At 62.9% G+C, this 24,064-nt stretch carries 25 protein-coding genes; 5 read left to right on the top strand and 20 right to left on the bottom strand.

Annotation, left to right across the window (positions count from 1 at the left end):
* Positions 1-27: 27 nt before the first annotated feature.
* The 13 genes from AC3A5O_RS04240 to AC3A5O_RS04300 all read right to left on the bottom strand — a co-directional run bounded on the left by AC3A5O_RS04240 (position 28) and on the right by AC3A5O_RS04300 (position 9,470).
* Complete coding sequence (locus AC3A5O_RS04240) at positions 28-405, bottom strand: hypothetical protein (RefSeq protein ID WP_487752873.1); 378 nt, start codon at positions 403-405, stop codon at positions 28-30.
* 6 nt (positions 406-411) lie between these two features.
* Positions 412-621: an HrpT family type III secretion system protein gene (gene hrpT, locus AC3A5O_RS04245; RefSeq protein WP_122567441.1), complete on the bottom strand. Its 210-nt coding sequence runs from the start codon at positions 619-621 to the stop codon at positions 412-414.
* Positions 618-2,765 carry a type III secretion system outer membrane ring subunit SctC gene (gene sctC, locus AC3A5O_RS04250; RefSeq protein WP_122567440.1) on the bottom strand — a complete coding sequence of 716 codons (2,148 nt, stop codon included), beginning with the start codon at positions 2,763-2,765 and terminating at the stop codon, positions 618-620. Before sctC ends, hrpT begins: the two co-directional genes overlap by 4 nt.
* Positions 2,758-3,195: a type III secretion system chaperone gene (locus AC3A5O_RS04255; protein WP_122567439.1), complete on the bottom strand. Its 438-nt coding sequence runs from the start codon at positions 3,193-3,195 to the stop codon at positions 2,758-2,760. The genes sctC and AC3A5O_RS04255 overlap by 8 nt, the downstream gene beginning before the upstream one ends.
* Complete coding sequence (locus AC3A5O_RS04260) at positions 3,182-3,406, bottom strand: type III secretion protein (RefSeq protein ID WP_014340714.1); 225 nt, start codon at positions 3,404-3,406, stop codon at positions 3,182-3,184. The genes AC3A5O_RS04255 and AC3A5O_RS04260 overlap by 14 nt, the downstream gene beginning before the upstream one ends.
* A 383-nt stretch (positions 3,407-3,789) precedes the next feature.
* On the bottom strand, positions 3,790-4,383 hold the full coding sequence (gene sctL, locus AC3A5O_RS04265; protein ID WP_487752874.1) for a type III secretion system stator protein SctL: 594 nt from the start codon (positions 4,381-4,383) through the stop codon (positions 3,790-3,792).
* Positions 4,361-4,951 carry a hypothetical protein gene (locus AC3A5O_RS04270; RefSeq protein ID WP_305468771.1) on the bottom strand — a complete coding sequence of 197 codons (591 nt, stop codon included), beginning with the start codon at positions 4,949-4,951 and terminating at the stop codon, positions 4,361-4,363. The genes sctL and AC3A5O_RS04270 overlap by 23 nt, the downstream gene beginning before the upstream one ends.
* On the bottom strand, positions 4,948-5,835 hold the full coding sequence (sctJ, locus tag AC3A5O_RS04275) for a type III secretion system inner membrane ring lipoprotein SctJ (RefSeq protein WP_122567436.1): 888 nt from the start codon (positions 5,833-5,835) through the stop codon (positions 4,948-4,950). The genes AC3A5O_RS04270 and sctJ overlap by 4 nt, the downstream gene beginning before the upstream one ends.
* 14 nt (positions 5,836-5,849) lie before the next feature.
* The gene (sctI, locus tag AC3A5O_RS04280; protein ID WP_122567435.1) at positions 5,850-6,224 is read right to left on the bottom strand and encodes a type III secretion system inner rod subunit SctI; all 375 of its coding nucleotides are present in this window, start codon (positions 6,222-6,224) and stop codon (positions 5,850-5,852) included.
* Positions 6,225-6,273: 49 nt separating this feature from the next.
* On the bottom strand, positions 6,274-7,203 hold the full coding sequence (locus AC3A5O_RS04285; RefSeq protein WP_487752875.1) for a type III secretion protein: 930 nt from the start codon (positions 7,201-7,203) through the stop codon (positions 6,274-6,276).
* Between the two features lie 61 nt (positions 7,204-7,264).
* Positions 7,265-7,474: a type III secretion system major pilin HrpA gene (locus AC3A5O_RS04290; RefSeq protein WP_109752469.1), complete on the bottom strand. Its 210-nt coding sequence runs from the start codon at positions 7,472-7,474 to the stop codon at positions 7,265-7,267.
* 93 nt (positions 7,475-7,567) lie between these two features.
* A complete protein-coding gene (locus tag AC3A5O_RS04295; RefSeq protein ID WP_122567434.1) occupies positions 7,568-8,491 on the bottom strand; it encodes a sigma 54-interacting transcriptional regulator in 924 nt (307 codons plus the stop codon).
* Between the two features lie 403 nt (positions 8,492-8,894).
* Complete coding sequence (locus AC3A5O_RS04300) at positions 8,895-9,470, bottom strand: DUF6436 domain-containing protein (protein ID WP_122567433.1); 576 nt, start codon at positions 9,468-9,470, stop codon at positions 8,895-8,897.
* 108 nt (positions 9,471-9,578) lie between these two features.
* On the opposite strand from AC3A5O_RS04300, the gene bipL reads away from it, so the two are divergent.
* Entirely contained in the window at positions 9,579-10,526 is a 948-nt protein-coding gene (gene bipL / locus AC3A5O_RS04305) for a phospholipase BipL (RefSeq protein WP_122567432.1), read from the top strand.
* A 114-nt stretch (positions 10,527-10,640) separates the two neighbouring features.
* On the opposite strand, the gene AC3A5O_RS04310 is transcribed toward bipL, so the two are convergent.
* Positions 10,641-11,384 (bottom strand): DUF2059 domain-containing protein, encoded by a 744-nt coding sequence (locus AC3A5O_RS04310; RefSeq protein ID WP_122567431.1) that lies wholly within the window; start codon positions 11,382-11,384, stop codon positions 10,641-10,643.
* Between the two features lie 141 nt (positions 11,385-11,525).
* Here AC3A5O_RS04310 and AC3A5O_RS04315 point away from each other — a divergent pair, with 141 nt between their 5' ends.
* Positions 11,526-12,161 carry a 2OG-Fe(II) oxygenase gene (locus tag AC3A5O_RS04315; RefSeq protein ID WP_122567430.1) on the top strand — a complete coding sequence of 212 codons (636 nt, stop codon included), beginning with the start codon at positions 11,526-11,528 and terminating at the stop codon, positions 12,159-12,161.
* A 2-nt stretch (positions 12,162-12,163) separates the two neighbouring features.
* On the top strand, positions 12,164-12,655 hold the full coding sequence (locus AC3A5O_RS04320; RefSeq protein WP_122567429.1) for a 2-thiouracil desulfurase family protein: 492 nt from the start codon (positions 12,164-12,166) through the stop codon (positions 12,653-12,655).
* Positions 12,656-12,796: 141 nt separating this feature from the next.
* Here AC3A5O_RS04320 and AC3A5O_RS04325 read toward each other — a convergent pair whose 3' ends face one another.
* Together AC3A5O_RS04325 and AC3A5O_RS04330 are read right to left on the bottom strand one after the other, a co-directional pair.
* A complete protein-coding gene (locus tag AC3A5O_RS04325; protein WP_487752876.1) occupies positions 12,797-14,170 on the bottom strand; it encodes a GTPase/DUF3482 domain-containing protein in 1,374 nt (457 codons plus the stop codon).
* Positions 14,163-15,530, bottom strand: a complete 1,368-nt coding sequence (locus AC3A5O_RS04330; protein WP_354336084.1) for a DUF2868 domain-containing protein — start codon at positions 15,528-15,530, stop codon at positions 14,163-14,165. The genes AC3A5O_RS04325 and AC3A5O_RS04330 overlap by 8 nt, the downstream gene beginning before the upstream one ends.
* 86 nt (positions 15,531-15,616) lie before the next feature.
* Between AC3A5O_RS04330 and AC3A5O_RS04335 the strand changes: the two genes are divergently transcribed.
* Entirely contained in the window at positions 15,617-16,129 is a 513-nt protein-coding gene (locus AC3A5O_RS04335) for a dihydrofolate reductase (RefSeq protein ID WP_305468766.1), read from the top strand.
* A gap of 42 nt (positions 16,130-16,171) precedes the next feature.
* On the opposite strand, the gene AC3A5O_RS04340 is transcribed toward AC3A5O_RS04335, so the two are convergent.
* Positions 16,172-17,563, bottom strand: coding sequence for an L-cystine transporter (locus tag AC3A5O_RS04340; protein ID WP_122567425.1), 1,392 nt, complete (start codon positions 17,561-17,563; stop codon positions 16,172-16,174).
* 242 nt (positions 17,564-17,805) lie between these two features.
* Here AC3A5O_RS04340 and AC3A5O_RS04345 point away from each other — a divergent pair, with 242 nt between their 5' ends.
* Positions 17,806-18,861: an HAD family hydrolase gene (locus AC3A5O_RS04345; protein WP_305468764.1), complete on the top strand. Its 1,056-nt coding sequence runs from the start codon at positions 17,806-17,808 to the stop codon at positions 18,859-18,861.
* Between the two features lie 238 nt (positions 18,862-19,099).
* Here AC3A5O_RS04345 and ilvD read toward each other — a convergent pair whose 3' ends face one another.
* From ilvD to AC3A5O_RS04360, 3 genes are all read right to left on the bottom strand, one after another.
* A complete protein-coding gene (gene ilvD, locus AC3A5O_RS04350; protein ID WP_122567423.1) occupies positions 19,100-20,941 on the bottom strand; it encodes a dihydroxy-acid dehydratase in 1,842 nt (613 codons plus the stop codon).
* 268 nt (positions 20,942-21,209) lie between these two features.
* On the bottom strand, positions 21,210-22,415 hold the full coding sequence (locus tag AC3A5O_RS04355; protein WP_305468763.1) for an MFS transporter: 1,206 nt from the start codon (positions 22,413-22,415) through the stop codon (positions 21,210-21,212).
* A gap of 208 nt (positions 22,416-22,623) precedes the next feature.
* The gene (locus AC3A5O_RS04360; RefSeq protein ID WP_003206543.1) at positions 22,624-23,820 is read right to left on the bottom strand and encodes a class I SAM-dependent rRNA methyltransferase; all 1,197 of its coding nucleotides are present in this window, start codon (positions 23,818-23,820) and stop codon (positions 22,624-22,626) included.
* Positions 23,821-24,064: the final 244 nt, after the last annotated feature.

The following is a 24,064-nucleotide window of genomic DNA, read 5'->3' on the forward strand; positions in this document are numbered from 1 at the left end:
GTTGTTCCTGAGTGAACAGCATCGCCCTCAATAAGTGGCCGAATAATCGTCGAGGTCTTCCAGGCCCAGCAGCGATAGCTGACGGGACTGGATTTCATCGAGCAGCTCAGTGGACAGCGGCGCGTCGGGCAGTGCCTGCCAGACCACGAGCGCTCGCTGCGGATCGAGAAATACGAACAGCTGCGCGTAGTCGGTCGGGTGGGCGAAGCGCCGTTCCAGCGCATGCTGGATCTGGTTTGCGCGTAGCGCCTGGCTTTCTATCTGTAAGACGAGCCCGACGCTGTGAGGCTCGCGTCGCAGACAGAATTCAATGCCCGGGGCTATTTCCCAATACGTCGCGATGCCGGCGATGATGTTCTTCTGGAAGGCCTGGCGAGTGCTCACGCTGTGTACCGAAAAAGACATAGCGTTTCAGTTCTCCAATGGGACGACCGTATGGTCCAGTGGGTGTTCGGGGGAGCCAAGGCCGCCACGCATACCGGGCGACCACCAGATCACCAGTCGACCGTTGTCCGGTTCGGCCCGGCTGCAGGCCTCGCCCTGGCAGCCCGAGCGGTTCGCGCAGCCGGCGAACACCGGCAGGCTCAGCAATAAAACGAGCAGCAGTGACGTGCGACTCATGGCAAGGTCCTCGCGCTGGTTTGCAGGAGAGATGGGCGCTCGCCGCCGGGCGTGCGCGTGGGTTGTTTCATGACCACGAACACTTCCGTTTCCTCGCCAGGCTCAAGCCACACCTTCGGCCAGGCGGAGGTGGCCAGGGTCCAGCGGCTGCCGCAGCTCGCCTCGTCGAAGCGCAGCCGCCGCTGGCCGTCGTTGCGCACCACGCCCACGGCGATGCCGTAATCGGGGCCTGCGAACCATTGCGCCCGTGCGGCATCCAGGGATAGCCCGGGTTGCAGTGCGCACAATGTGTCGGGCGAATAAGGAATCGACGCAGCCTGCTTGAACGTGGCCGGAATGTTGCCGTCGGCGAGCTGGGCGAGCACATCGCTGACTTCGATACGGCCGACGGGACGGGTGCCGTTGCGACGCTCTTCCAGGCGAGCCATGGCGCTGTCGACCTGCTCGCGGTCAAGGGCGGAGATATAGCGGGCCGGGTCGACCTGGTCGCCGATCAGGCGGGGCGTCAGGATGAAGACCCGTTCGCGACGGCTGGTCTCGCGCGTGGTCGAGGAAAACAGCAGCGGCCCGATCAGCGGGATGCGGCCCAGCCACGGCACCCGTTCGAGGTTGTCACCGGTCTCTTCGGTATGAAAGCCGCCGACCACCAGCGACCGGCTTTCCCCCATGACAGCCTGGGTGCTGACCACGCCCCGGCGCACGCTGGGCGTCTGCTGGCCGACCTCCGAGGGCTCGATGCGGCCGTCTTCGATGTCCAGGGACATCTGGATCTGGTTGCGGCCCCCGGTCTCGATGGCATGGGGCACGACCTGCAGGCTGGTGCCCGCCGTGATCGGCTCGACGGTGGCTACGCGCTCGCCGATGGCGGAGATGTACTCGGTGCGGCTGAAGTCGATGACCGCCGGCTGGTTCTCCAGGGTCAGAACCGATGGATTCGCCACCACCGAGGCCAGGCCGCGGCCTTCCAGGGCACGCAGTTGCGCGGAAAAATCACCGTAGTCCTGAATGAACACCGTCGAGCTGGCTCCGGGGCGAATCATCGAGGCCCCACCGATCAGATCGCCGCTCTCGACGTTCCAGTTCGAGGCCAACTCGGCCAGTTGCGTGCGGTCGATGTCGAGGATGATCGCATCGATCTCCACCAGCTTGCGCGGGACGTCCACATCGCGAATCAGCGGCGTGTAGATTTCCCGTCGCTTGGGCGCGTCGTAGATGAGCACCGCGTTGTTGCGCACGTCGGCTTCGACGCGGATCTTGCCCCGGCCGCCTCCACCGCCGCTCGCGCCGGACGGTACGCGGTTGGTGTTCGGGCGACCCATGCCGTTCAATGCCAACTGTTCGATGTTGCCCATGGTCGCCGATTGCTGGGCCTGCATGTTCTGGAACGATGCCTGGGGCGAGGCCGTTTGCATGCCGCCGGACACGGCGCTGCGGCTTTCCAGCAAACCTTTCAGGATGCTGGCGACCCCGGGAATGACCAGTGTTTCGCCGCGGTACTTGACGTTGCGGTCGGCGGCGGTGGCATAGCGCAATGGGAAGCTGATCACTTCCTGCTTTTCCTCGGGGGTCTTGCGTGCTTCGGCAAACTGCGTCACCAGACGCACATAGCGTTCCGGGCCGGAGACCAGGACCACGCCTTCGTCGGGCAATTCACCCCAGCCGAAGCGTGGATCCAGCAGGCCGATGTCGGTCAAGGCTTGCTTCATGTCCGGCACGGCATCGGCGGACACTTCCAGGCGCGTGGAGTCCTGGTTCTGCAAGGGGCTGACGTACAACGTGTTGCCGTACATGAACCACTGGAAGCGATTTTCCAGGCCGAGCCTGTCGAGGAACGCCTGGGGACTTTCAGCGCGCATCCGCCCGTCGACGGTGCCTTTCACCGTGCCATCGATCACCAGTTGCACCGCGAAGGTATTGGCGAAGTCGCCGAGTACCTTGGCCAACGGTGTGCCCTGGGCGTCGTAGGCGTAAGGCGTGTTCTTCCAGTCGGTCGGTATGGCCGCCTGTGCCGGCATGCCCGCGCCAAGCGCGGCCAATGCCAGTGCGACCAGCGCAGGTGTCGCCCAGCGGCGTGGGATCGACTGGCGAAGGTGTACCTTGCCTGCGGTCATCGAGCGGTACGGTATAAGCCACCTGTTAGGCATGGCGGATTCCTGTTCCGAGCAAGTGAGAGTGCGAGAGGCGTCGCGCCACAGGCGCTGCGACGGCACGTTGGTCTTTATTGAGAATGGATTGCCAGGTGTCACGCTGGTTGAGCAGGGCTTCGAGCGCCTCGATCAGGTCGTCGATATGCCCGTCCGGCGCCAATTGCGTCAGCAGCCATAAACGACCGTCCTGCGGCGAACGGGCCAGCGCGCCGGGGAATCGCGATAGGCTTGGGTGCGCCAGCCGAAGCAGGTCTTCCAGAAGCACCTCATGGGTCATCGGGACAGTCAGCTCGACCGATACCAGCACGGCCTCGTCGAGCTTGCTGAAGGTCGCCTCGCCATCGTCGATGACAAGGCTGAAGCGTTCCGGGCCATCGACGCTGGCGCTCCAGCGGGTGAGCTGTGTTCGCAGCTCATGGCATTGCATCGATGATCGCCTTGGCGAGGTTGTGATGGGCCGTGGTCTGTTGAGTCGCCGCGTTCACTGCCACGGACATGCCGTTCATGCTCGTCAGGAATGAATGCATGTCGTCGAGCGACTGACTTTCTGCCGCGTTCATCGCAGCGTTGTTGACGTTGTCGGTCGCGCGTTGGAAGTAGGTGTCGAGGCGGCGCTGGACGGCATCGGTGGAAGACATGGGCGGTTCCTCTGGGTTAGGCATGTTCACGATGTGAGTGGTGGTCATGCCATGGGCGGTTCCGCGTAAATGAGGAAAAAACTGGGGAGGTGGGGCTTGCTTGTGATGAAGGTGGCTCAGTTAGCGTCGGGGGGGGGCTGTGCCGCCGTCATCGCGAGCAAGCTCGCTCCCACAGTTTTTCCGGGGTGTTCACAGGCAGCGCAGCCACCACAGATCCTGTGGGAGCGAGCCTGCTCGCGATAGCGGTGGGTCAGTTTGCGGTGATGTTGGATGTGCCGCCGTCTCGCGAGCAAGCTCGCTCCCACAGTTTTTCCGGGGTGTTCACAGGCAGCGCAGCCACCAGAAATCCCTGTGGGAGCGAGCTTGCTCGCGATAGCGGTAGGTCAGTTTGCAGGGAGGTGTGGTGGATCAGGCAGGCGCAGGGCTTTGACAGCGGTGGGCCAGTCGAGCAGGAATGTGCCGCCTGGCGTTTCCAGCTTCAGTTGCTGTCGTTCCATGTCGGCATCCGCCACCGGCGTCCAGGGGCGCCTGCCATCGGTGCCCAGGCTCTGCGTCAGGCTCGCCAGGTCTTCGGGATGGCAGCGAAGGGTGACGCTGACCGGCTCGTCCTGGCGCGACGCCAACTGGCGAACGAGCGCATCGATGCGCGCCTGTTCCGGGACTTCGTCCAACAGCGTCCCCAGGGCCTCGTTGACCAGGTGAGCAGCACTCGTCTCGATCCGCTCCCACATGGCTTGGCGCTGGGCTTCCCAGGTGGCGAGCAAGGTTTCGGCCTTTTCCCAGAAGCGGGCTTGGGCCTCAAGCACGGTCGCGTCCGCCTCTGCGCTGGCGCGCTCAAGCCATTGCGCAGCCTGCGCCTGGGCCTGTTCGAGGATGACCTGTGCGCGGGCACAGTCCACCAGGGTTTCGCGCGATATATAGGGCTGCGACAGGCCCTGGCCATCGGGGCGCAGTTCAAGCGAACGCCGAGCGAGCATCGTGTCTCTCCGTTTGGATAGGGGCCGGGGCTGCCAGGCTTTGCTCAGCCTTCCAGCAGGCGGACTGCCAAAGCGTGTTCAGCTTGGCGGCTGGCGGTTGAGGGGCGGGCACCGATTCGAGGGCACTGATTCTGTCGCGTGGGAACGCCAGGCGCGCACGTTCCCAGGCCCGTTCACCCAGCCAGGCACGCAGCAGTGCGAGCGGATCCTGGCCTTGTTCGAGCCAGTGCCCCGGCCGCAGGGCTTTGGCGGTGCGCTCGCACCAGGCCCGGTCCTGCGCCGAAAGGGCGTGTGTCGCTGTTAACGGTGCGCAAGTGCTCGCCACCAATTCGCAGGCAAGGGGCAAGGTCCGGGGCGTACCGCAGAACAGCGCTTGCAGCGCCGGACTGGGTTGTGGTGGCGTGCACGGGGTCATGCCGAAGGTGCGCGCAAGCGCGGCGTGGTGCCCCCGGGCGAGGGCGTCGATTTGCGGCGCGGTCAGCCGGCAAAGCGCCGACGAGTACCAGGCCCGGTCTGCCTCGCGCCAGGCGTGGCTCCACCAGCGCACCCATTCAACTTCCGCCGTCATGCGGCAGTCCCGTTACTGTCGGGCTTGGCCCCCGGGGTTTTCACGGCAAACAACCCGGGTGTCGCGCTGCTTTGAGGTGAGGCGGGCGTCCCGGCTGGCTTGGCGAGCGTGTGGCCGAGGAACCGTGGCAGCACCAACACGCCTTTGCGCCATAGCCGATAGAGGCCATACAAGGCACCCATCAGGATGCCGAGCAAGGTGATGCTTGCCGCCACGGTCACCGCCCGCCAATAACCAATGTCATCGGCCTGCATGAGGAAGGGGCCGAAGTACGCCATCTTGCGCTGTTCCTGATAGGGGGCGGCGGGAACGAATACCACCGATAACTTGGTCGGGTTCTGAGTGGCGTCGGCCATGCCGGGAATCCCGCTGGCGACCAGGTTGCGTACGCGGGGAGTAATGCTGTCGGGGTCCAGGGCACTGGTGTGCTTGATGAAGACCGAGGCCGATGCAGGCTGGACCGGCTCACCCGGGGCCACCCGTTCCGGCAGGACCACATGGACCCGGGCGAGCACCACGCCATCGATTTGTGAAAGCGTCGATTCGAGCTCCTGGGACAAGGCATAGATGTAGCGGGCACGCTCTTCCATCGGCGTGGAAATCACCCCTTCCTTGCGGAAGATCTCCCCCAGGCTGGAGCGGGACCGACGCGGCAAGCCGGCGGCTTCGAGTACCTGGACGGCACTGTTCATGTCGGCTGGCTCGACCAGTACGGTCAACCCGTCTTTGTCGACTTGCTTGCTCGCCTCCACGTTCTTGTTCGCCAACTCGGCGATCACTTCGTTGGCATCCTGCTCGGAAAGATGGCTGTGCAATGCCGTCCGTTCGTCGCAACCGGTGAGCAGCAGGCACAGCAACAGTGTGGAGAACGCGCGCATGGACATGACCGGCCTTCCCTTTACTGGAGATTGGTGAGCTTCTCGATTGCCTGGGAGCCTTTGCTGACTATTTTCGCGGTCATCAGGCTTTCCAGGTGGAAGGACGACAACGACCGATTCGACTGCAACATATCCTGCGGGTCGGCGCTGCGGACGGCCTTGATCATGTCGCGGTTGGCGCGTTCATCCAGGCGCTGCAATTCGCTGGAGCGGCTCGACAACGAGTCAATGATGCGTGCCGCGACGTTGTTTTCGCTGTCCGGGGCGGGAGCTTTCTCGCGCATTTGTGCGTTGAACCAACTGACATCGCTGGTCTCGGCGCTGGCCTGTGGCCTGGCGCTCGTTTTGGCGGAAGTGGAGGCGAGGTTGCTGGGGTCGATGGCATGTATGTCCACGGAATGTCTCCTGTTGTTCAAATAGCTGGAATTCAAAGAGCGGGTGCCTTCAGGCGCACATCCGCCTCAAGACGTTGCGAGCGCTACCGGTGACGCTCAGGTGAAACTCGATTTCTTCCCGGCTGCGCCGGGCGCGTTGGCGTAGCGGGGACTGCTGGCCGGCCAAGCGGGCCAGCGCGGAGTCCAGTTCTTCCAGGGCAAGCTGGAACAAGCGAGTTTCGCGCGCATCCAGCGCTGTGCCGCGGGCAATGCGTTCGGTCCATGTCCACCGTTCCGTGTCGAGGGCTGCCGGTGGGGGATAGCGCGCCGGGTGCTGGTCCATGAATGCCGCGATCTCGAACAACAGGTCCTGGTCATCCGGTTCATACCGCGCCTGGCCGTCACTTTCGTCGATGTCCAGCAGCGTCAGCAGTTTCCTTCGACCCAGGACTGCGATGATCTTGAGCAGCAGCGACAGGCTCGCGTCATGACGACCGCGCCGCGTGGCGTGATCGCCCTCCATTTCCCAGGCACCGAACAACGCGCCACAGAAGGGGTTGTTGGCACTGCCGAAATCGCTTTGGCTGTCGAGATCGTTGTCACCGATGGGTTGCCGGCGATGGGCGAGCATCTGGGCCAGATCGTTGAACAGGTCTTCATTGGAATAGGCGTCATCGATGTCGACATCGAGATTGGAACCGGTGCCGCTGTTGATCTCTTCCAGGATGTCTTCCAGCACCAGGCGCAAAGGGTCTTCGGTTTCTGCGGTCAATCTGTCCTGGGGGTTGCGCCAGCCGAAGCGAGACTGTCCGCCGGTCGAACCCTGTTCGTCACCCCACTGGACGAGCGACGCCCGCAACCGGTCGCCGGCCCCATGCAACGCCAGGTGCTCGGCGACCACGTTCGCCAGGCCCGGAGGAGTCTGGGCGGGGCGCTGCGTGGGCTCGTCATGGGACAGGTCTCTGAGAGCACGAAGGCTGTCTGGCATGTCAATGTGCATAAGGCCTCCTGCGCATCGCGCTTGAGGTTGCCCCGCCGAAGCGGGGACTGAAGCGGATGGGTCAGAATCGTATGCCTTTGGATGCCTCCCCCATGGCGGTGATGGCCTTGGTTGCGGTGTCCATCGACCCTGCCGCGATTGCGTTCATGGTGTCGGCGACCAGTTTCTTCTGGTCGAATTCGGATTTCATGGTTGTCATCGCAGCGGAGGTCGCGTCCATCTGCTGCATGGCAGCCGTGGAAGCCGCGAGAGAAAGTCCACCAAAACTCATAGTCGTATCTCCGGGTTGTGGAATGGCGAGACGATCGTGAGCGTCTCGACGGTTAAGTGGCGACCGTTGCGTAAACGGTTCCACCGATCCCACTCAACTCGTCGATATTTGCAGGCACTTCATTCGGTAATACAGCGTACGCCGGGCGATACCCAGTTCGGCGATAACCTTGTCGATGCAGTGATGGTGGCGGCGCATGCAGTCCTCGATGAGGATTTTCTCGAACTGCTGCAGGTGCTCTTTCAACTTGAGCGTTGAACTGCTGTGTTCCAGTGGTTCGGCGCGGGGCAATGCCGGCAAGCCGAGCACGTATCGCTTGGCGGCGGATTGCAGCTCGCGGATGTTTCCAGGCCAGGCGTAGCCGAGCAGTTGGCGCAACAGCGTTGGCGACGGTGCGACATAAGGCCGGTCAAGTGCCTGTGCCTCCCGGCGCACCAGCGACTGGAACAGCGGCACGATGCGCTCCTTGCGGCTACGCAGTGGAGGCAGCTTGAGGCTGATGATGTTCAGGCGAAAATACAGGTCCCGGCGAAATTCGCCACGTTCGACCATTTCCCCCAGCGGGCACTGGGCGGAGGCGATAACCCGCATGTTCACCGGGATGTTCTGGGTCGAGCCCAGCCTTTGGACCGTCCTGGATTCCAGGACACGCAGCAGCTTGGCTTGCAGCCCCAACGGCATGCTGTCGATTTCGTCCAGGTACAGCGTGCCGTTATGCGCGGCTTCGACGAACCCCGCGCGATTTTGGCTGGCGCCGGTAAACGCGCCGGTGTTGGCCCCGAAGAGCTGGCTCTCCGCGAGGGTTTCAGGAATGGCGGCGCAGTTGATGGCAACGAACTTGCCGGAGCAACCCGACATACGATGGATCTTTTCTGCCAGCGTGTCTTTACCCGTGCCGGTTTCGCCGCGCAGCAGCACGTCGATCATGAGCGGGGCGACGCATTGGACAAACGCCTCAAGGTTGAGGGCATCTTCTTTATGGGGATTGGAAAGTGCAGCGCATAGCAGCTTTTGCATCACTGACGATTCCATTTCTTGTTTGGTTAGGAGGGTCGACAAGTTGAAAGATCAAAAGGCGTATGGAACTTCCTCTAGTTAGCGCCGCCGCGCGCTGCACGGGTAAAGAACATTTTGTTGGTCACGAGGTTTAGAGAAGAGATTAAAAAAAAGTTCATACTGGCACGGCCGCTGTTAATCGATTCAGCTAAACGGTCGGCGGCCGTCAATTGCCCTGCACAACCCGTCTGGCACGGGGCACAGGCCGAAAAGGAAGGGTAATGGCGTTCTTTGGAAAAATTGGATCCGACAAACGGTTCAGCCCACGCCCTTACTTTGAGTAAGAGCTCTAGAGGCGGGCACTAGGTTCAACTTTGTATTCTCACCCAAGAGGAGGCTGGCAATACGTGATGTAGTTAACACTTCAGTTTGAAACCGACCACGGGCAATAACAGCCCACGGCCAATGTGTGAGTCGCGTTAACTTCCCGGCCGGCACTCAACGCCTCGAGAATCGGTTCGATGAAGCTGTTGCTCGAATTGCAGGTCAGGCCTTCGCTGTAGGGACCGAAGTACGCCAACTGGCCGCTGCGATCCCAGATCGCCACGGCCGGGCTGGCGGGAATCTGGTTTGAGCCGGGGAGCGCCGAGAGCGGTTTGAGGCTGTTCAGGGTGGCCGGTAATTGACCCTGGCTGCCGGGCTTTTGTACCGCATAGAACTCAACGCCTTGCGGTACGTATTTATCGACCAGTTCGGCCAGGTGCTGCTGGTTGCCGACGTTGCACGGGCACGCCGGGTCCCAGAAATGCACCAGGCGGATCGCGCCGGGGCCGGCCAGGTCGGCAGGCAGGCGCAGAGGGTCGCCGGAAAACACCGCCGTGTGTTGACTGAAGGTCCGCAGGAAACGGCCCTGGAACCAGTCGTAGGCCGCCCACAATACGATGGCGCATCCGAGGGCAAGCAGGCTGGCAAGCAAGGTCGTGCGATGGGACGGGCGCATGGAGTCGATCCTCTGAAGCCGCGTAGCTTGCCATGCTTGCCGCGACAGATGAATATCACAGGCTTGTAAAGTCTGTCTCGCGCGCTGCGCCCATGTCTGGAAACCTTAATGCCTGCCACTTTCGATCCCGATCTCCTGCGTGCCAGCCTGCAACCGTTGGCCCAGTGGCAAGCCCTGTCCGAGCAAGCCCAGGCTTACCAGCGGTTCTATGGGCTGGATTTTCCCCAGCGCAGCGTGCGCAAGGGATTGGGGCGTTTCGAGGTGGGCGGGTATGAGGTGGTCAGTCAGGTCTGGTGGCCGGAAAAAGCCGTGGCGACGTTGTTTGTGTTCCACGGTTACTACGATCACATGGGGCTGTACCGGCACTTGATCGAATGGGCCTTGGAACAGAAGTTCGCGGTGATCGCCTGCGACCTGCCGGGCCATGGCCTGTCCAGCGGCGAACGCGCCAGCATCGAGGATTTCGCCGAGTACCAGGCCACCTTGCAGGGGCTGTTGGCCGAGGCCACGACGCTGGACCTGCCGCATCCTTGGCACCTGTGTGGGCAAAGTACCGGCGGGGCGATCGTGGTCGATCACGTGCTCAACCACGGCGCGCAAAGCCCGGCCCAGGGCCAGGTCATCCTGTTGTCACCCCTGGTGCGGCCGCGGGCCTGGGGTTGGTCGCGCCTGAGTTATTACCTGCTCAAGCCCTTCGTCACCGGTATCGCCCGGCGTTTCAGCGAGAACTCCACTGACCCGCAGTTCCTGCCATTCCTGCAAGCCGATCCGCTGCAGCCATTACGTTTGCCCACCGCATGGGTGGGGGCCTTGGGGCAATGGATCAAGCGTATCGAAGCCGCCCCGAGCAGCCCGCGCCAGCCGTTGATCGTGCAGGGACAGGCGGACATGACGGTGGATTGGGTGCACAACCTGCAAGTGCTGCGCGGCAAATTCGACCGGCCGCAGGTGCTGATGTTGCCTGAAGGGCGGCATCACCTGGCGAACGAGGCGCTGGCGATACGGCAAGAGATGTTTGGGTTTTTGACGAAGCGGATGAGTCGGGTTCGGCGGTGACCGGGCTATTGCTATCGCGAGCAAGCTCGCTCCCACATTGGATCTGTGTGCTCGCGAATCTGAGTTCACTCAACACCCTGTGGGAGCGAGCTTGCTCGCGATAGCGGTGCTGAACTATTGCCCGAGAGTCTGCCCCACCGCCAACCCCGCCCGAATCGCCGCCAAAGCCGCTTGATAATAAGCCTGGCCCTCAGTCGATTCGGCGAAGGTGGCGAATTCTTCCAACTCGGTATCCGTCAGGTCACGGTAGACGTACAGCAATGTGTTGTTCAGGTCCGCGCCGATCTGTTCCATCAGTCGCTGGCGCTGGCCGTTGAGCATGCCCTGGGCCTGGCCGGCCCCCAGGAGTCCCGGGATCATCGAGCTCAGGCTGTCGGCCGCCACGCCGGCGATCGCCAGGCTAACTTCGGCGCCGGCTTCGCGGGCGGGCAGGGCCTGGGCCAGGTGGCCGATGATCAACAGGCGGTTGTCACTGGCTTGCATCTTCGGCAGGCCTTTGGCGTTTTTCGCCAATTGATCGCGCCGGGTCGCCAGCAACTCGGCTGCCACGACTTTGCGGCCCAAAGGCGATTGGAAGAAACTCAGGGCCGGCTGAGGGTCACGAAGATTCTTGCGCATTTGCGCTTCGGCCCGCTGGTCCATGGCCTGGGGGGCGAAACGTTGATTGCTGTTGTTCACCAGCGCTTGGAACACCGCCGGCGGCAGGCTGCTCTGGTAACGCTGCTGGGCGGCGCTCAAGGCATCACTGAAATGCGCCCGCTGTTCCGGCCAGCCGGCGACCTTGTACAACTGGTCGTAGCTGTCTGCCCAGGCGGGCAAAACGCAGAACATCAACAGTGAGAAAAGCAAACGGCGCATAGGGACTCCTGTCAGCAGCCGACTATTCTCCGTGGGGTGTGGGGTCTTGTCGAGAATTCGTATCAAGTTCGTACGGCGGTGCTATCTGGCAGCAAAAAACCTGCTGAGCGTCGCTGTCGGTTTTGCAGGCACAGGAATACTATGCGCGCCATGCAAATACCTTCTGATCACCCGCTGCTGCTACGTATCGTCGACGACCTGGCCGAGCGCGGCTGGTCGCAGCAGAATCTCTTCCTGCCGGAGGCGCTTACCCGCGCCCTGGCGGCCGAATGCCGCCAGCGTGCCGCCGAGGGTGAACTGGCTCCGGCAGCGGTCGGTCGCGGACCGTTCTCGGAGATTCGCGAAGGGATTCGGGGGGATCGCATCCAGTGGATCGAACCTGGTCAGGCGCAAGCCTGCGACCATTACCTGGCGCTGATGGACAGCCTGCGCGAGGCGATGAATCGCGGGCTGTTCCTGGGGCTGGAGGATTTCGAAAGCCATTTCGCCCTGTACCCTCCCGGTGCGTTCTACCTCAGGCACGTCGACCGCTTTCGCGACGATGACCGGCGCATGGTGTCGGCGGTGCTCTACCTCAACGACGACGATTGGCTACCGGAGCACGGCGGCCAGTTGCGCATGTACCTGGACGAAGGCGTGGAGCGTGACGTGGTGCCCATCGGCGGCTGCCTGGTGGTGTTCCTGTCGGGGGACATTCCCCATGAAGTCCTGCCGGCCACGCGCAATCGCTTGTCCTTGACCGGTTGGTTCCGCCGTCGCGGCAATGAGTTGTTCTGAATATGGAAAAGATCCTGGTCAGTCGCTGCCTGCTCGGCCATCGCGTGCGCTATGACGGTGGTGCCAGCGGGCCGTTCGATCAACTCCAGCAATGGCTCGACGAAGGCCGGGTCGTGCCGTTGTGCCCAGAAGTCGCCGGCGGCTTGCCCACGCCTCGGGCGGCGGCGGAGATTCCTGGCGGGCAGGGCGGGCGAGTGCTCGACGGTCAGGCGGTGGTGATCACTACCGATGGCGAGGATGTGAGTGCGCAGTTCCTGTCCGGTGCGAATCAGGCGCTGGAACTGGTGCGTGCCCATGGCATCCAGATCGCCGTGCTCAAGGCCAACAGCCCATCGTGCGGCAACCTGCTGACCTATGACGGGACGTTCAGCGGTGTGAAGGTCAGTGGCGAAGGCGTGACGGCGGCGTTGCTCAAGCGCCATGGGGTGCGGGTGTTCAGCGAGCTGGAGTTGGCTGAAGCGGCGGCGGCCCTCAAAGCCTTGAGTAACGAGTAATCTTGAGCAGCGCAGCGCTCTGCGACAAGGAACTCTCTGTGGGAGCAAGGCTTGCCCGCGATACAGGCGCCTCGGTCTCTGAAAGACCGCATCGATTCATCGCGGGCAAGCCTTGCTCCCACAAAGTCTCTTGCTGCAGGGCTAGAGCTGCTCGGCCAACTGCTCAATCTGCTCCTGCCGCTCCGCCTGGCTCAACCGAGCCTGGGGATTGAGCGACGACCATTGCGGATGCGCCCGGGCCTTGTTCAGGGCTTCGGGCAGCTTGCCTTCGCGCCAGGTCTTGTCCTGGGGCGTGGCGATGCGGATGCTGTCCATCGCCGCGTGGCCGCGCAGGTTGAGGGCTTGGAGCAATTGCCGTTGGCGCAGGGCCAGCAAACGCAGCACGCCGTCGTCCACCGTCAGTTCCCGTTGTCCCTTGAGTTTGCCTATCAGCCGGTTGCCATAGCTGCGGGCGGTTTGCAGGGTGCCGCCGACAATGGCCCCGGCCAGGGCCGCGGCACCGAGGGTCAGGCCACCCACCAGCAAGTCCACCCCGGCACCGGCCGCCGCGCCCGCCGCGATCCCGCCGCCGACGCGTACGCCCAGTTGCTTGAGGGTTTCGGGGTTGAACAAATCATCGCCCCAACGTCCGTCGAGCAGCGGCAGGTCGCTGGCAGCCGCGTCCTGGGGACGGAACGCGTAGAGCTTGAGCAGGGCTTCGACGCAGCGCTGTTCGCGCTGACGTACCGCGTTGCGCAGTTCACTGATGGCCTCGCGTTCCAACTCGACGTCGCTGGCCACGCTGCGTCGGCAGGCGGCGCAGTCGATCAGCAGTTCGGCGATCAAGCGCGCCGCGCTCTGCTGGCGGGCCAGGCGTTGGGCCTGTTGGTCGGCGACCAGTCGCTCCAGTTGCCCACGGGCGCTTTCCAGCAACAACGCGAGGCTTTCATACAGGCGTCGCTCGCCGTCCTCGGGCGGGGCGACGCTGTCAAACCGCACCAGGGCGTGCAACCCCAATCGCGCCAGGGCTTCGCGCCAGTCGGGCTCGCGATGGTGGGCGCTGCTGACGAAATTCAACACCGGCAGCAGCGGTTTGCCGCAACTGGCGAGGACTTCCAATTCATCGCGGTACTTGGCCAGCACCGGCTCCCGGGCATCGATCACATACAGCCCGGCGTCGCTGTCGAGCAGTTGCCGCAGCACCTTGGCTTCCTGTTCGAAGCGTTGCCGTGCCTCGCTGCCCTCGAGGAAGCGGGCCAGGCGCGCCGGGCCGTCGAGGCGTTCGCCAGGGCGCTCCAGGCGCTCGAGGTAATCGAGCAGGGCGATGGCGTCTTCCAGGCCCGGCGTATCGTACAGTTCCAGCAGCGCTTCGCCGTCCACCGACAGGCGCGCACCCTCGACATGCCGGGTGGTGCTCGGGCGGTGGGACACTTCGCCGAAGCCGACGTCGCGGGTCAAGGTTCGCAACAGCGAGGTTTTGCCCACGTTGGTGTGGCCGACCACGGCCAACTTCAGCGGTTTCAGGGGCTCAGTCATGGCCGGTCTCCAGCCAGTTCAAGGGCATGCAGTCGGCGAAGGGCAGTTGCAACTGCTGCAGCGCGTTGTGCCAGTCGCTCAGGCGCTCGGCATCCAGCGCTTCGCCGGGCGGCGCTTGCAACAGCCAAACGCGGGTAGCGCTGGCGCTGCGGGCCAACTCGGCGATCAGCGCCAGGCTGCCACGGTCCGGTGATCGGCGGGGGTCGCAGGCTATCGCCAGCCGCGCCGGGGGAAAGCGCGACAGTTGTTCGAGGAGTTTGTGACGCGACTCGCGGCTGTCGAGGATGCCAGCACTTTTCACGGTTTCGGGCAGTTTGGGCGGCCAGGGCCGATCGTCCAGTTCGATGGCCACCAGCAGCGCGCCGTCGCTGTCCATTGCACTGACGGCGCTTTCAATGGGATGCAGTTGTGCGGGTGCTGCGTCGTTGACGCCCAGGCGTTCGCTGCTGGGCATCAGTCGTTCGCGCAGTTGAGCGTAGCCCGGCAGGTTCAAGTCCAGACGCAGCGTGGTCCGGCCACGTTGCCAACGCCATAGACACAGCAGCGCCAGACACAGGCGCGGCATCACGCCATAGACCAGCAGCACGCCGACCAGCCAGGCGGCCCAGGCCTGGCGGGCGCTCTCTATGTTGAGGGCGCCGTCGCCGCTGGCGCGGATCATCTCCTCGGTCGGCACGCTGAAACCCAACAGGGCGGGCAGTGCACCAAGCGCCTGGGTCATGGCGACGAAGGTCTGGCCGCCGAGAATCGTGGTTTCCCAGACGAAGCCGTAGCGCCGGGTCGCCATCAGCATCAGGACAATGACCAGCGCGCTGAGCATCGCCAGCAGCCACAAACCGTTGACCAACGCGCCGAGGACCCAGCGATTGAGCTTGTGCCGTTGCAACAACAGCAGCAGGGCCGGTGCCAGTTGGGCGGCCTTGGCATCGCGGGCGAGTTTTTCGCTGAGCCACAGCCACAGGCGTCCCAGTGCGGCACCTTGCTCACCGGCAAAGATCAGGCCCAGGGCCCAAGAGATGAGCAGGATCAGGTTCAACCCCAACAGACTGCCCAAGGCCCAGAACACATTGACCGGTGTTTGCCCGTCGCCGAGGGCGGCAAAGCCCAGCCCAGCGCCGCTGATGACGGCGAGCAGCGCCAACGTTACCAGCGCCAGGCGTGCCCCTTGCAGCCAATGGCGCAGGGCTTGGGTGAGGCCATCGCGTTCGGCCAGCCAGCGAGCGCGGTGGCCGATGCGGGTGGAGAGATCGCCGCCTGCCGCACGGGCCAGGCGATTGGCTTCCTGGTCTTCGAGCGGGCCGGCATGCTCTTCACGCAGGCGGATCGTCTCGGTCAACCAGAGGTTCTGCAGTTCTGTCACGGGGGCTTCCGTTGCTCGAATGAGGGTTGAGCATAACCGCTGTGATGCCTGTCGGGGTACGCCGGGCCTCTGGTATCCTCGCGACCATGAACAAAACTCTCCCCCTAAGCCTGATCGCAGCCCTCGGTGAAAACCGTGTGATCGGCGTCGACAACAGCATGCCCTGGCACCTGCCGGGGGATTTCAAATACTTCAAGGCCACCACCTTGGGCAAGCCGATCATCATGGGGCGCAAGACCTGGGATTCCCTCGGTCGACCGCTGCCGGGGCGCTTGAACATCGTGGTCAGCCGTCAGCCGGACTTGGTGCTGGACGGCGCGGAAGTGTTTTCCACCCTGGAAGCCGCGGTGGCGCGGGCCCAGGCGTGGGCTCTGGAGCAGGGCGTCGACGAGCTGATGTTGATCGGTGGCGCCCAACTGTACGCCCAGGCCTTGGAGCAGGCGGATCGACTGTACCTGACCCGCGTGGCGCTGAGTCCGGAAGGGGACGCGTGGTTTCCAGAATTCGATTCGAGCCAGTGGAAGCTGGTGTCGAACCAGCCGAACCCGGCTGAAGGGGACAAGCCGGCCTACAGCTTTGAGGTGTGGGAAAAACTGTAAGCCCTGTGGGAGCTATGCCTTGCTCCCACAGGTATCAGGCAATCAAGCGTGCACCAACTCCCCATGCGCCTCGGCATCGAGCAAGGCCTTATCAGTCTGCTGCATCACCTGGCTGGTAATCGCCCCTGCGGTGATCGAGCCGCTGACGTTCAACGCCGTACGCCCCATGTCGATCAGCGGCTCGACGGAAATCAGCAAGGCAACCAGCGCGACCGGCAAGCCCATGGCCGGCAGCACGATCAGCGCGGCGAACGTCGCGCCGCCACCGACCCCGGCCACTCCGGCCGAACTCAACGTAACGATCGCCACCAGCGTTGCGATCCAGACCGGATCAAGCGGGTTGATGCCCACGGTCGGCGCGACCATCACCGCCAGCATGGCCGGATAAAGACCGGCGCAACCGTTCTGGCCGATGGTGGCGCCGAACGAGGCGCTGAAGCTGGCAATCGCCCGTGGAATGCCGAGACGACTGGTCTGGGCTTCGATGCTCAACGGGATGGTGGCGGCGCTGGAGCGGCTGGTGAAAGCGAAGGTCAGCACCGGCCAGATCTTGCGGAAGAAGCGCAACGGGTTAATCCCCGCAGCGGACACCAACAGGCCGTGGACCACGAACATCAGGCCCAGCCCGAGGTACGACACCACGACAAAACTGCCGAGCTTGATGATGTCCTGGAGGTTGGAGCCGGCCACCACCTTGGTCATCAGCGCCAGCACACCGTACGGCGTCAGCTTCATCACCAGGCGCACCAGGCGCGTCACCCAGCTTTGCAGGGTGTCGATGGCGTTGATCACTTTCTGGCCTTTTTCCGCGTCATCCTTGAGCAACTGCAACGCCGCGACGCCGAGGAACGCGGCGAAGATCACCACGCTGATGATCGACGTCGGCTTGGCCCGCGCCAGGTCGGCAAAGGGATTCTGCGGAATGAACGAAAGCAGCAATTGCGGGATGTTCAGGTCGGCGACCTTGCCGGCATAGTCGCTCTGGATCACTTGCAGGCGCGCCAGTTCCTGGGTGCCGGCCACCAGGCCTTCGGCGGTGAGGCCGAACAGGTTGGTCAGGCCGATGCCGATCAGCGCGGCGATGGCGGTGGTGAACAGCAGCGTGCCAATGGTCAGGAAGCTGATCTTGCCCAGGGACGAGGCGTTATGCAGGCGAGCCACGGCGCTGAGGATCGAGGCGAAGACCAGCGGGATCACGATCATTTGCAGCAACTGCACGTAGCCGTTGCCCACCAGGTCGAACCAGCCGATGGAGGCCTTGAGCACCGGGTTGCCGGCGCCATAAATCGTGTGCAGGGCGATGCCGAACACCACGCCCAGCACCAGTGCCAGTAGCACCTTCTTGGCCAGGCTCCAGGTGCGGTGACGGGTTTGCGCCAGGCCATACAGCAAGGCGAGGAACACCAGCAGGTTGAGGATCAGCGGCAGATTCATCAAAAGAGACTCCGATAAGACGTGCCAGTCGCCCGAAGCTGCGACTGTGAGTCGGGAAGCCTAACAGCCTGATAACTAATGAATTAATACTAAAAACGCATGTAGATTGTCGTTTATGGAATAAGGACTTGGCGTTTGCGGGTATGCCGCTGGCGTTATCAGAACGCAAGCAGTCGCGGCTGGGCGAGGACTGTCATACGCATTTGTTAGCGTCGAGTTCTTTGAACCTGGGAGAAATGCCGATGAAGCTCGCACCTCGTTTTCTCGCTGTCGCCTTGAGTCTTGGTCTTGCCGGCCAGGTGCTCGCCACCGAGCTCAAGCACTGGCCGGCGGAACAGGCCAAGGCCCTGGACGCGATGATCGCGGCCAACGCCAACAAGGGTAACTACGCGGTATTCGACATGGACAACACCAGTTACCGCTACGACCTTGAGGAATCGTTGCTGCCGTTCATGGAGAACAAGGGCCTCATCACTCGGGAAAGCCTGGACCCGTCCTTGAAGCTGATGCCGTTCAAGGACACGGCCGACCACAAGGAAAGCCTGTTCAGTTATTACTATCGCCTGTGCGAAGTGGATGACATGGTCTGTTATCCGTGGGTGGCCCAGGTGTTTTCTGGCTTTACGCTCAAGGAGCTCAAGGGCTATGTCGATGAGCTGATGGCGTCCGGCAAGCCGGTGCCGACTACCTATTACGATGGTGACAAGGTGGTCCAGTACAACGTCAACCCGCCGAAAATCTTCACCGGCCAGGCCGAGCTGTACAACAAGCTGATGGAAAACGGCATCGAGGTCTATGTCATGACCGCCGCTTCCGAAGAGCTGGTACGCATGGTCGCCTCGGACCCGAAATACGGCTACAACCTCAAGCCGCAGAACGTGATCGGCGTGACCACGCTGCTCAAGGACCGCAAGACCGGCGAGCTGACCACCGCCCGTAAGCAGATCACCGCGGGTAAATATGACGAGAAGGCCAACCTTGGCCTGGAGTACACACCTTATCTGTGGACCCCGGCGACCTGGATGGCCGGCAAGCACGCGGCGATCCTGACGTACATCGACGAATGGAAAAAACCGGTGCTGGTGGCGGGTGACACACCGAGCAGTGACGGCTACATGCTGTTCCACGATGTGGACGTGGCCAAGGGCGGTATTCACCTGTGGGTCAACCGCAAGGACAAATACATGAACCAGATCAACGGCATGATGGCCAAGCACGCCGCGGCCCAGGCCAAGGAAGGTCTGCCGGTGACGGCGGACAAGAACTGGGTGATCGTCAAGCCCGAAGACATTCAATAAGACCCACGACCTTCTGTGGGAGCGAGCTTGCTCGCGATAGCGATGGTTCAGTAACACTTTTGCTGGCTGACACACCGCCATCGCGAGCAAGTTCGCTCCCTCAGGAGTACCAGAGACTTGAAAATAGGTGAACCCGTGGCGAGGGAGCAAGCTCCCTCGCCACAAAGGATCACTGGGTTTCATGGCATCAAAAAAAGCCCCGCACTTGGCGGGGCATTTTTATTGCGGCTAACGACGCTTACAGGCCGTCAAGCATCGCCTTGTTACGCACCGCGCCCTTGTCGGCGCTGGTGGCGAGCAGGGCGTAGGCCTTGAGGGCCGTGGTGACTTTGCGCGGACGCACTTCCACCGGTTTCCAGCCCTTGTTGTCCTGTTCGATGCGGCGCCCGGCCAGTTCTTCGTCGCTGATCAACAGGTTGATCGAGCGGTTCGGAATGTCGATCAGGACCTTGTCGCCATCGCGCACCAGGCCAATGGCACCGCCAGCCGCCGCTTCCGGCGAAGCGTGGCCGATGGACAGGCCCGAGGTGCCGCCGGAGAACCGGCCATCGGTCAGCAAGGCGCAGGCTTTGCCCAGGCCTTTGGACTTCAGGTAGGACGTCGGGTAGAGCATTTCCTGCATGCCCGGGCCGCCTTTCGGACCTTCGTAGCGAATGATCACGATGTCGCCGGCCTTCACTTCGTCAGCGAGGATGCCGCGCACGGCGCTGTCCTGGCTTTCGAAAATCTTCGCGTTGCCTTCGAACACGTGGATCGACTCGTCGACGCCGGCGGTCTTCACCACGCAGCCATCCAGGGCGATGTTGCCGTACAGCACGGCCAGGCCGCCTTCCTTGGAATACGCGTGCTCGACGCTGCGGATGCAGCCGTTTTCACGGTCGTCGTCCAGGGTTTCCCAACGGGTCGACTGGCTGAACGCGGTTTGCGTCGGGATACCTGCCGGACCGGCCTTGAAGAAGTGATGCACGGCCTCGTCGGTGGTCTGGGTGATGTCCCACTTGGCAATGCCTTCGGCCATGGTCTTGCTGTGCACGGTCGGCAGGTCGGTGTGCAACAGGCCGCCACGGGCCAGGGAGCCGAGGATGCTGAAGATCCCGCCGGCACGGTGCACGTCTTCCATGTGGTACTTCTGGATGTTCGGCGCGACCTTGCACAGTTGCGGCACATGACGGGACAGGCGGTCGATGTCGCGCAGGTCGAAATCGATCTCGGCTTCCTGGGCCGCCGCCAGCAAGTGCAGGATGGTGTTGGTGGAACCGCCCATGGCGATGTCCAGGGTCATGGCGTTTTCGAACGCCTTGAAGTTGGCGATGTTGCGCGGCAACACCGATTCGTCGTTCTCGCCGTAGTAGCGCTTGCACAGCTCGACGATGGTCCGGCCGGCCTGCAGGAACAGTTGTTCGCGATCGCTGTGGGTGGCGAGGGTCGAACCGTTGCCCGGCAGGGCCAGGCCCAGGGCTTCGGTCAGGCAGTTCATCGAGTTGGCGGTGAACATGCCGGAGCACGAACCGCAGGTCGGGCAGGCGCTGCGCTCGTACTCGGCAACCTTCTCGTCAGAAGCGCTGGAGTCGGCGGCGATCACCATGGCATCGACCAGGTCCAGGCCGTGGCTGGCGAGCTTGGTCTTGCCGGCTTCCATCGGGCCGCCGGAGACGAAGATCACCGGGATGTTCAGGCGCAGGGCGGCCATGAGCATGCCCGGGGTGATCTTGTCGCAGTTGGAAATGCACACGATGGCATCGGCGCAGTGGGCGTTGACCATGTATTCGACGGAGTCGGCGATGATCTCGCGGCTCGGCAGCGAATAGAGCATGCCGTCGTGGCCCATGGCGATACCGTCGTCCACGGCGATGGTGTTGAATTCCTTGGCCACGCCGCCGGCGCGTTCGATTTCCCGGGCAACCAGTTGACCGAGGTCCTTGAGGTGGACGTGGCCCGGTACGAACTGGGTGAAGGAGTTGGCAATGGCGATGATCGGCTTCTTGAAGTCGTCATCCTTCATCCCCGTGGCGCGCCACAAGGCACGGGCGCCGGCCATGTTGCGGCCATGGGTGGATGTTTTCGAGCGGTAATCAGGCATGGAGCACTCCGGGCGGCTAATCAGGTACTTATCAGGTATCAATGGGGAAGTGAGCTTCTGTCGACGTCTGGAGCACCCGGGTTTGGCCGTGTGTCCGGAAGTGGCCGATGACTTTGCAGGATCGCTGCGCGCCTCGGCATGAGCTCATAAACCCGCCGGGGATGAATGGCGATGAATGCCACGATTCTACACCGCTGGCGCCAGGATGAAATGACGCAAAGCGCTGATCGCACGCCAATGTCGTGCGCGGGATGACGACTGGCAGGGTTCAGCCGGCCAACAGCCCCCTGTTACGCTGCCGGAGCAGGGCATTGAGTGCCAGCCCCAGCAGGCTAAGCAGGACCAGGCAGAGGGCCAGGGTCAGCTGTAAGTCCAGCGGGGTGAGGCTGATCACGGCACTGGTCAGCCCGCCGACAATAAAGATCAGTACGCTACCGGCCGAAGCGGACGTACCGGCCTGCGCCGGAAATAGCGTCATGGCTTGGTTGTTGGCTGCCGCCCGGGCAATGGTCGTTCCGGCGGTGCACACGATCATGGGCACTAACAGAGTGGTGACTGACAAGCCCAGGTGATTGGCGAGCCCCAGCATCAGGAGACCTGCGGCGAGGATCAGGCCCAGCCCCGTGATGATTTGCGCCTGTGGGTCGATTCGATTGCTCAGCACGGACGCCACCGCGCCCCCACCGATATAGGCCAGCCCATAGCCCAGCAGTACCAGCGAAAAAGCCTCGGGTGATAAGTGCAACTGGTCGATCAGCACCAGGGGGGAAATGACGATGAACGAAAAATGGCAGGAAAAAGCCAGCGCCGAGGTTAACCAATAAGCGATGAAACTGAAGTCACCGAAGACCTTTCGATAGGATGCGATGATATTGAAACGCCTGGATTGACTGCCGGACGGGGAGCGTTCAAGCAAATGACAGGCGCTTGCGAATACGCCAATTGCCAGGGCAATGAACACCAGGAAGCTGCCGCGCCAGCCCATCCAGCTTTGCAGCCCGGTGCCAGCCAGAGGCGAAACGGAAATGAAAATCCCCCCGCAGGTGACCAGCAAGACTCGCAATCGCTGCTGTTCTTGTCCGGTGAACAGGTCTTGGATCAGCGCTTGGGACAGCACGAAACAACCGCACCCCAAGGCCTGGACGACACGGAAGAAGAGAAAGGACCAGTAACTGTCGGCGAGTACGCAACCTGTTGCTCCAACCGCTGAAACGGCGATCCCGATCAACAGCAGGTTTTTTCGTCCCATAACGTCGGAAAGCGGACCGATCAGCAGTTGCGAAAGGGCGATGCCCACCGCGAACAGGCTGACGGACAGGGCAATGTCCGGCGATGGACGTTCAAAATACTCGGACAGGGCGGGGAACGAGGGCAGCACGACATCGATTGGAAAGACGCCGAGCAATGTCAGCGTCAACAACAAGCCGACGGTGGCCGGTTTGCGGGCAGCCAGGCGGTTTTGCGGATCAGTCATGAGGCGTTCCAAGACGTACCTGAGGGGGCACTTTCAATCCTAATGCGTCATGTCCGCCAGTCACGGGGAGATTGAGTAGGACGGTTCTGGTAATTTCGTGGGGTGGCTCCTACAGACTTATTCAGACGCGCAAAAAAAATCGCAGCCAAGGCTGCGATCAGGTTGTCAGTCGGGGGGCTCAGCGCTACGGCACCGGCCCCGCTCGGCCTTAGCTGTTGGGCAACAACCGGCAGGTGATGCTCTTGATGTAGCGGGTTTCGGCAATGGCCGGGTGTACCGGATGGTCTGGCCCCTGGCCGCCGCGTTCGAGCAGTTGGATGTTGCGGTCCAGATGACGGGCGCTGGTCAGCAGGATGTTTTGCAGGTCGTCTTCGGGTAGGTGCATCGAGCACGACGCGCTGACCAGGATGCCGTCCTTGCTGAGCAGGCGCATGGCTTGCTCGTTGAGGCGGCGATAGGCGCCTTCGCCGTTCTTCAGGTCTTTCTTGCGCTTGATGAAGGCCGGTGGGTCGGCCACGATCACGTCGAAACGCTCTTCGCTGGCCTTGAGCTCTTTCAGGGCCTCGAACACGTCGCCTTCGATGCAGGTCAGCTTCTCGGCGAAGCCGTTCAACGCGGCGTTGCGCTCGACACCGTCGAGGGCGAAGGCCGAGGCGTCGACGCAGAACACTTCACTGGCGCCGAACGCCGCGGCTTGTACGCCCCAGCCGCCAATGTAGCTGAACAGGTCCAGCACGCGCTTGCCCTTGGCGTACGGCGCCAGGCGTGCGCGGTTCATGCGGTGGTCGTAGAACCAGCCGGTTTTCTGGCCTTCCATGACTGGCGCTTCGAACTTGACGCCGTTCTCTTCCAGGGCCACCCATTCCGGCACCAGGCCGAACACGGTCTCGACGTAGCGGTTCAGGCCTTCGGCGTCACGGGCCGCGGAGTCGTTCTTGAACAGGATGCCGCTGGGCTTGAGCACCTGGGTCAGGGCGGCGATCACGTCGTCCTTGTGGGCTTCCATGGTGGCCGAAGCGATCTGCACCACCAGGATGTCGCCGAAACGGTCGACCACCAGGCCTGGCAACAGGTCGGAGTCACCGTAGACCAGGCGATAGAACGGCTTGTCGAACAGCCGCTCGCGCAGGGACAACGCCACGTTGAGGCGATGCACCAGCAGTGACTTGTCCAGCGGCAGCTTCACGTCGCGGGACAGCAGGCGGGCGCAGATCAGGTTGTTGGGGCTCATCGCGACGATGCCCAGCGGCTTGCCGCCGGCGGCTTCGAGGATGGCCTGGTCGCCGGCCTTGAAGCCGTGCAGGGGCGTGGCGGCCACATCGATTTCGTTGCTGTAGACCCACAGGTGGCCGGCGCGCAGGCGACGGTCGGCGTTGGCTTTGAGGCGCAGGCTAGGCAGGGACATGACGTCGCTCCGGAAAAAAGAGCGGGAGTATACCGTGTTGAAGTGTACGGCGGGTTTGAAGGGCGATGAAACGTGGCGGCGTGCCCTGTCGGCAATCCGATACGGAGCCTGTGGCGAGGGGATTTATCCCCGCTGGGCTGCGAAGCAGCCCTAAAATCCGGGAGCGCGATGCATTGGCCTGACCGAGCCAGCTATTTTGGGACCGCTTCGCGCTCCAGCGGGGATAAATCCCCTCGCCACAGGT

Source organism: Pseudomonas sp. Soil_N_39 (genome assembly GCF_057655955.1).

What these genes read in the sequence shown, in the direction of transcription:
- AC3A5O_RS04240 (WP_487752873.1), bottom strand. Translation starts at nt 405, where the DNA reads ATGTCTTTTTCGGTACACAGCGTGAGCACTCGCCAGGCCTTCCAGAAG.
- hrpT (WP_122567441.1), bottom strand. Translation starts at nt 621, where the DNA reads ATGAGTCGCACGTCACTGCTGCTCGTTTTATTGCTGAGCCTGCCGGTG.
- sctC (WP_122567440.1), bottom strand. Translation starts at nt 2,765, where the DNA reads ATGCCTAACAGGTGGCTTATACCGTACCGCTCGATGACCGCAGGCAAG.
- AC3A5O_RS04255 (WP_122567439.1), bottom strand. Translation starts at nt 3,195, where the DNA reads ATGCAATGCCATGAGCTGCGAACACAGCTCACCCGCTGGAGCGCCAGC.
- AC3A5O_RS04260 (WP_014340714.1), bottom strand. Translation starts at nt 3,406, where the DNA reads ATGTCTTCCACCGATGCCGTCCAGCGCCGCCTCGACACCTACTTCCAA.
- sctL (WP_487752874.1), bottom strand. Translation starts at nt 4,383, where the DNA reads ATGCTCGCTCGGCGTTCGCTTGAACTGCGCCCCGATGGCCAGGGCCTG.
- AC3A5O_RS04270 (WP_305468771.1), bottom strand. Translation starts at nt 4,951, where the DNA reads ATGACGGCGGAAGTTGAATGGGTGCGCTGGTGGAGCCACGCCTGGCGC.
- sctJ (WP_122567436.1), bottom strand. Translation starts at nt 5,835, where the DNA reads ATGTCCATGCGCGCGTTCTCCACACTGTTGCTGTGCCTGCTGCTCACC.
- AC3A5O_RS04285 (WP_487752875.1), bottom strand. Translation starts at nt 7,203, where the DNA reads ATGCACATTGACATGCCAGACAGCCTTCGTGCTCTCAGAGACCTGTCC.
- AC3A5O_RS04290 (WP_109752469.1), bottom strand. Translation starts at nt 7,474, where the DNA reads ATGAGTTTTGGTGGACTTTCTCTCGCGGCTTCCACGGCTGCCATGCAG.
- AC3A5O_RS04295 (WP_122567434.1), bottom strand. Translation starts at nt 8,491, where the DNA reads ATGCAAAAGCTGCTATGCGCTGCACTTTCCAATCCCCATAAAGAAGAT.
- AC3A5O_RS04300 (WP_122567433.1), bottom strand. Translation starts at nt 9,470, where the DNA reads ATGCGCCCGTCCCATCGCACGACCTTGCTTGCCAGCCTGCTTGCCCTC.
- bipL (WP_122567432.1), top strand. Translation starts at nt 9,579, where the DNA reads ATGCCTGCCACTTTCGATCCCGATCTCCTGCGTGCCAGCCTGCAACCG.
- AC3A5O_RS04310 (WP_122567431.1), bottom strand. Translation starts at nt 11,384, where the DNA reads ATGCGCCGTTTGCTTTTCTCACTGTTGATGTTCTGCGTTTTGCCCGCC.
- AC3A5O_RS04315 (WP_122567430.1), top strand. Translation starts at nt 11,526, where the DNA reads ATGCGCGCCATGCAAATACCTTCTGATCACCCGCTGCTGCTACGTATC.
- AC3A5O_RS04320 (WP_122567429.1), top strand. Translation starts at nt 12,164, where the DNA reads ATGGAAAAGATCCTGGTCAGTCGCTGCCTGCTCGGCCATCGCGTGCGC.
- AC3A5O_RS04325 (WP_487752876.1), bottom strand. Translation starts at nt 14,170, where the DNA reads ATGACTGAGCCCCTGAAACCGCTGAAGTTGGCCGTGGTCGGCCACACC.
- AC3A5O_RS04335 (WP_305468766.1), top strand. Translation starts at nt 15,617, where the DNA reads ATGAACAAAACTCTCCCCCTAAGCCTGATCGCAGCCCTCGGTGAAAAC.
- AC3A5O_RS04340 (WP_122567425.1), bottom strand. Translation starts at nt 17,563, where the DNA reads ATGAATCTGCCGCTGATCCTCAACCTGCTGGTGTTCCTCGCCTTGCTG.
- AC3A5O_RS04345 (WP_305468764.1), top strand. Translation starts at nt 17,806, where the DNA reads ATGAAGCTCGCACCTCGTTTTCTCGCTGTCGCCTTGAGTCTTGGTCTT.
- ilvD (WP_122567423.1), bottom strand. Translation starts at nt 20,941, where the DNA reads ATGCCTGATTACCGCTCGAAAACATCCACCCATGGCCGCAACATGGCC.
- AC3A5O_RS04355 (WP_305468763.1), bottom strand. Translation starts at nt 22,415, where the DNA reads ATGACTGATCCGCAAAACCGCCTGGCTGCCCGCAAACCGGCCACCGTC.
- AC3A5O_RS04360 (WP_003206543.1), bottom strand. Translation starts at nt 23,820, where the DNA reads ATGTCCCTGCCTAGCCTGCGCCTCAAAGCCAACGCCGACCGTCGCCTG.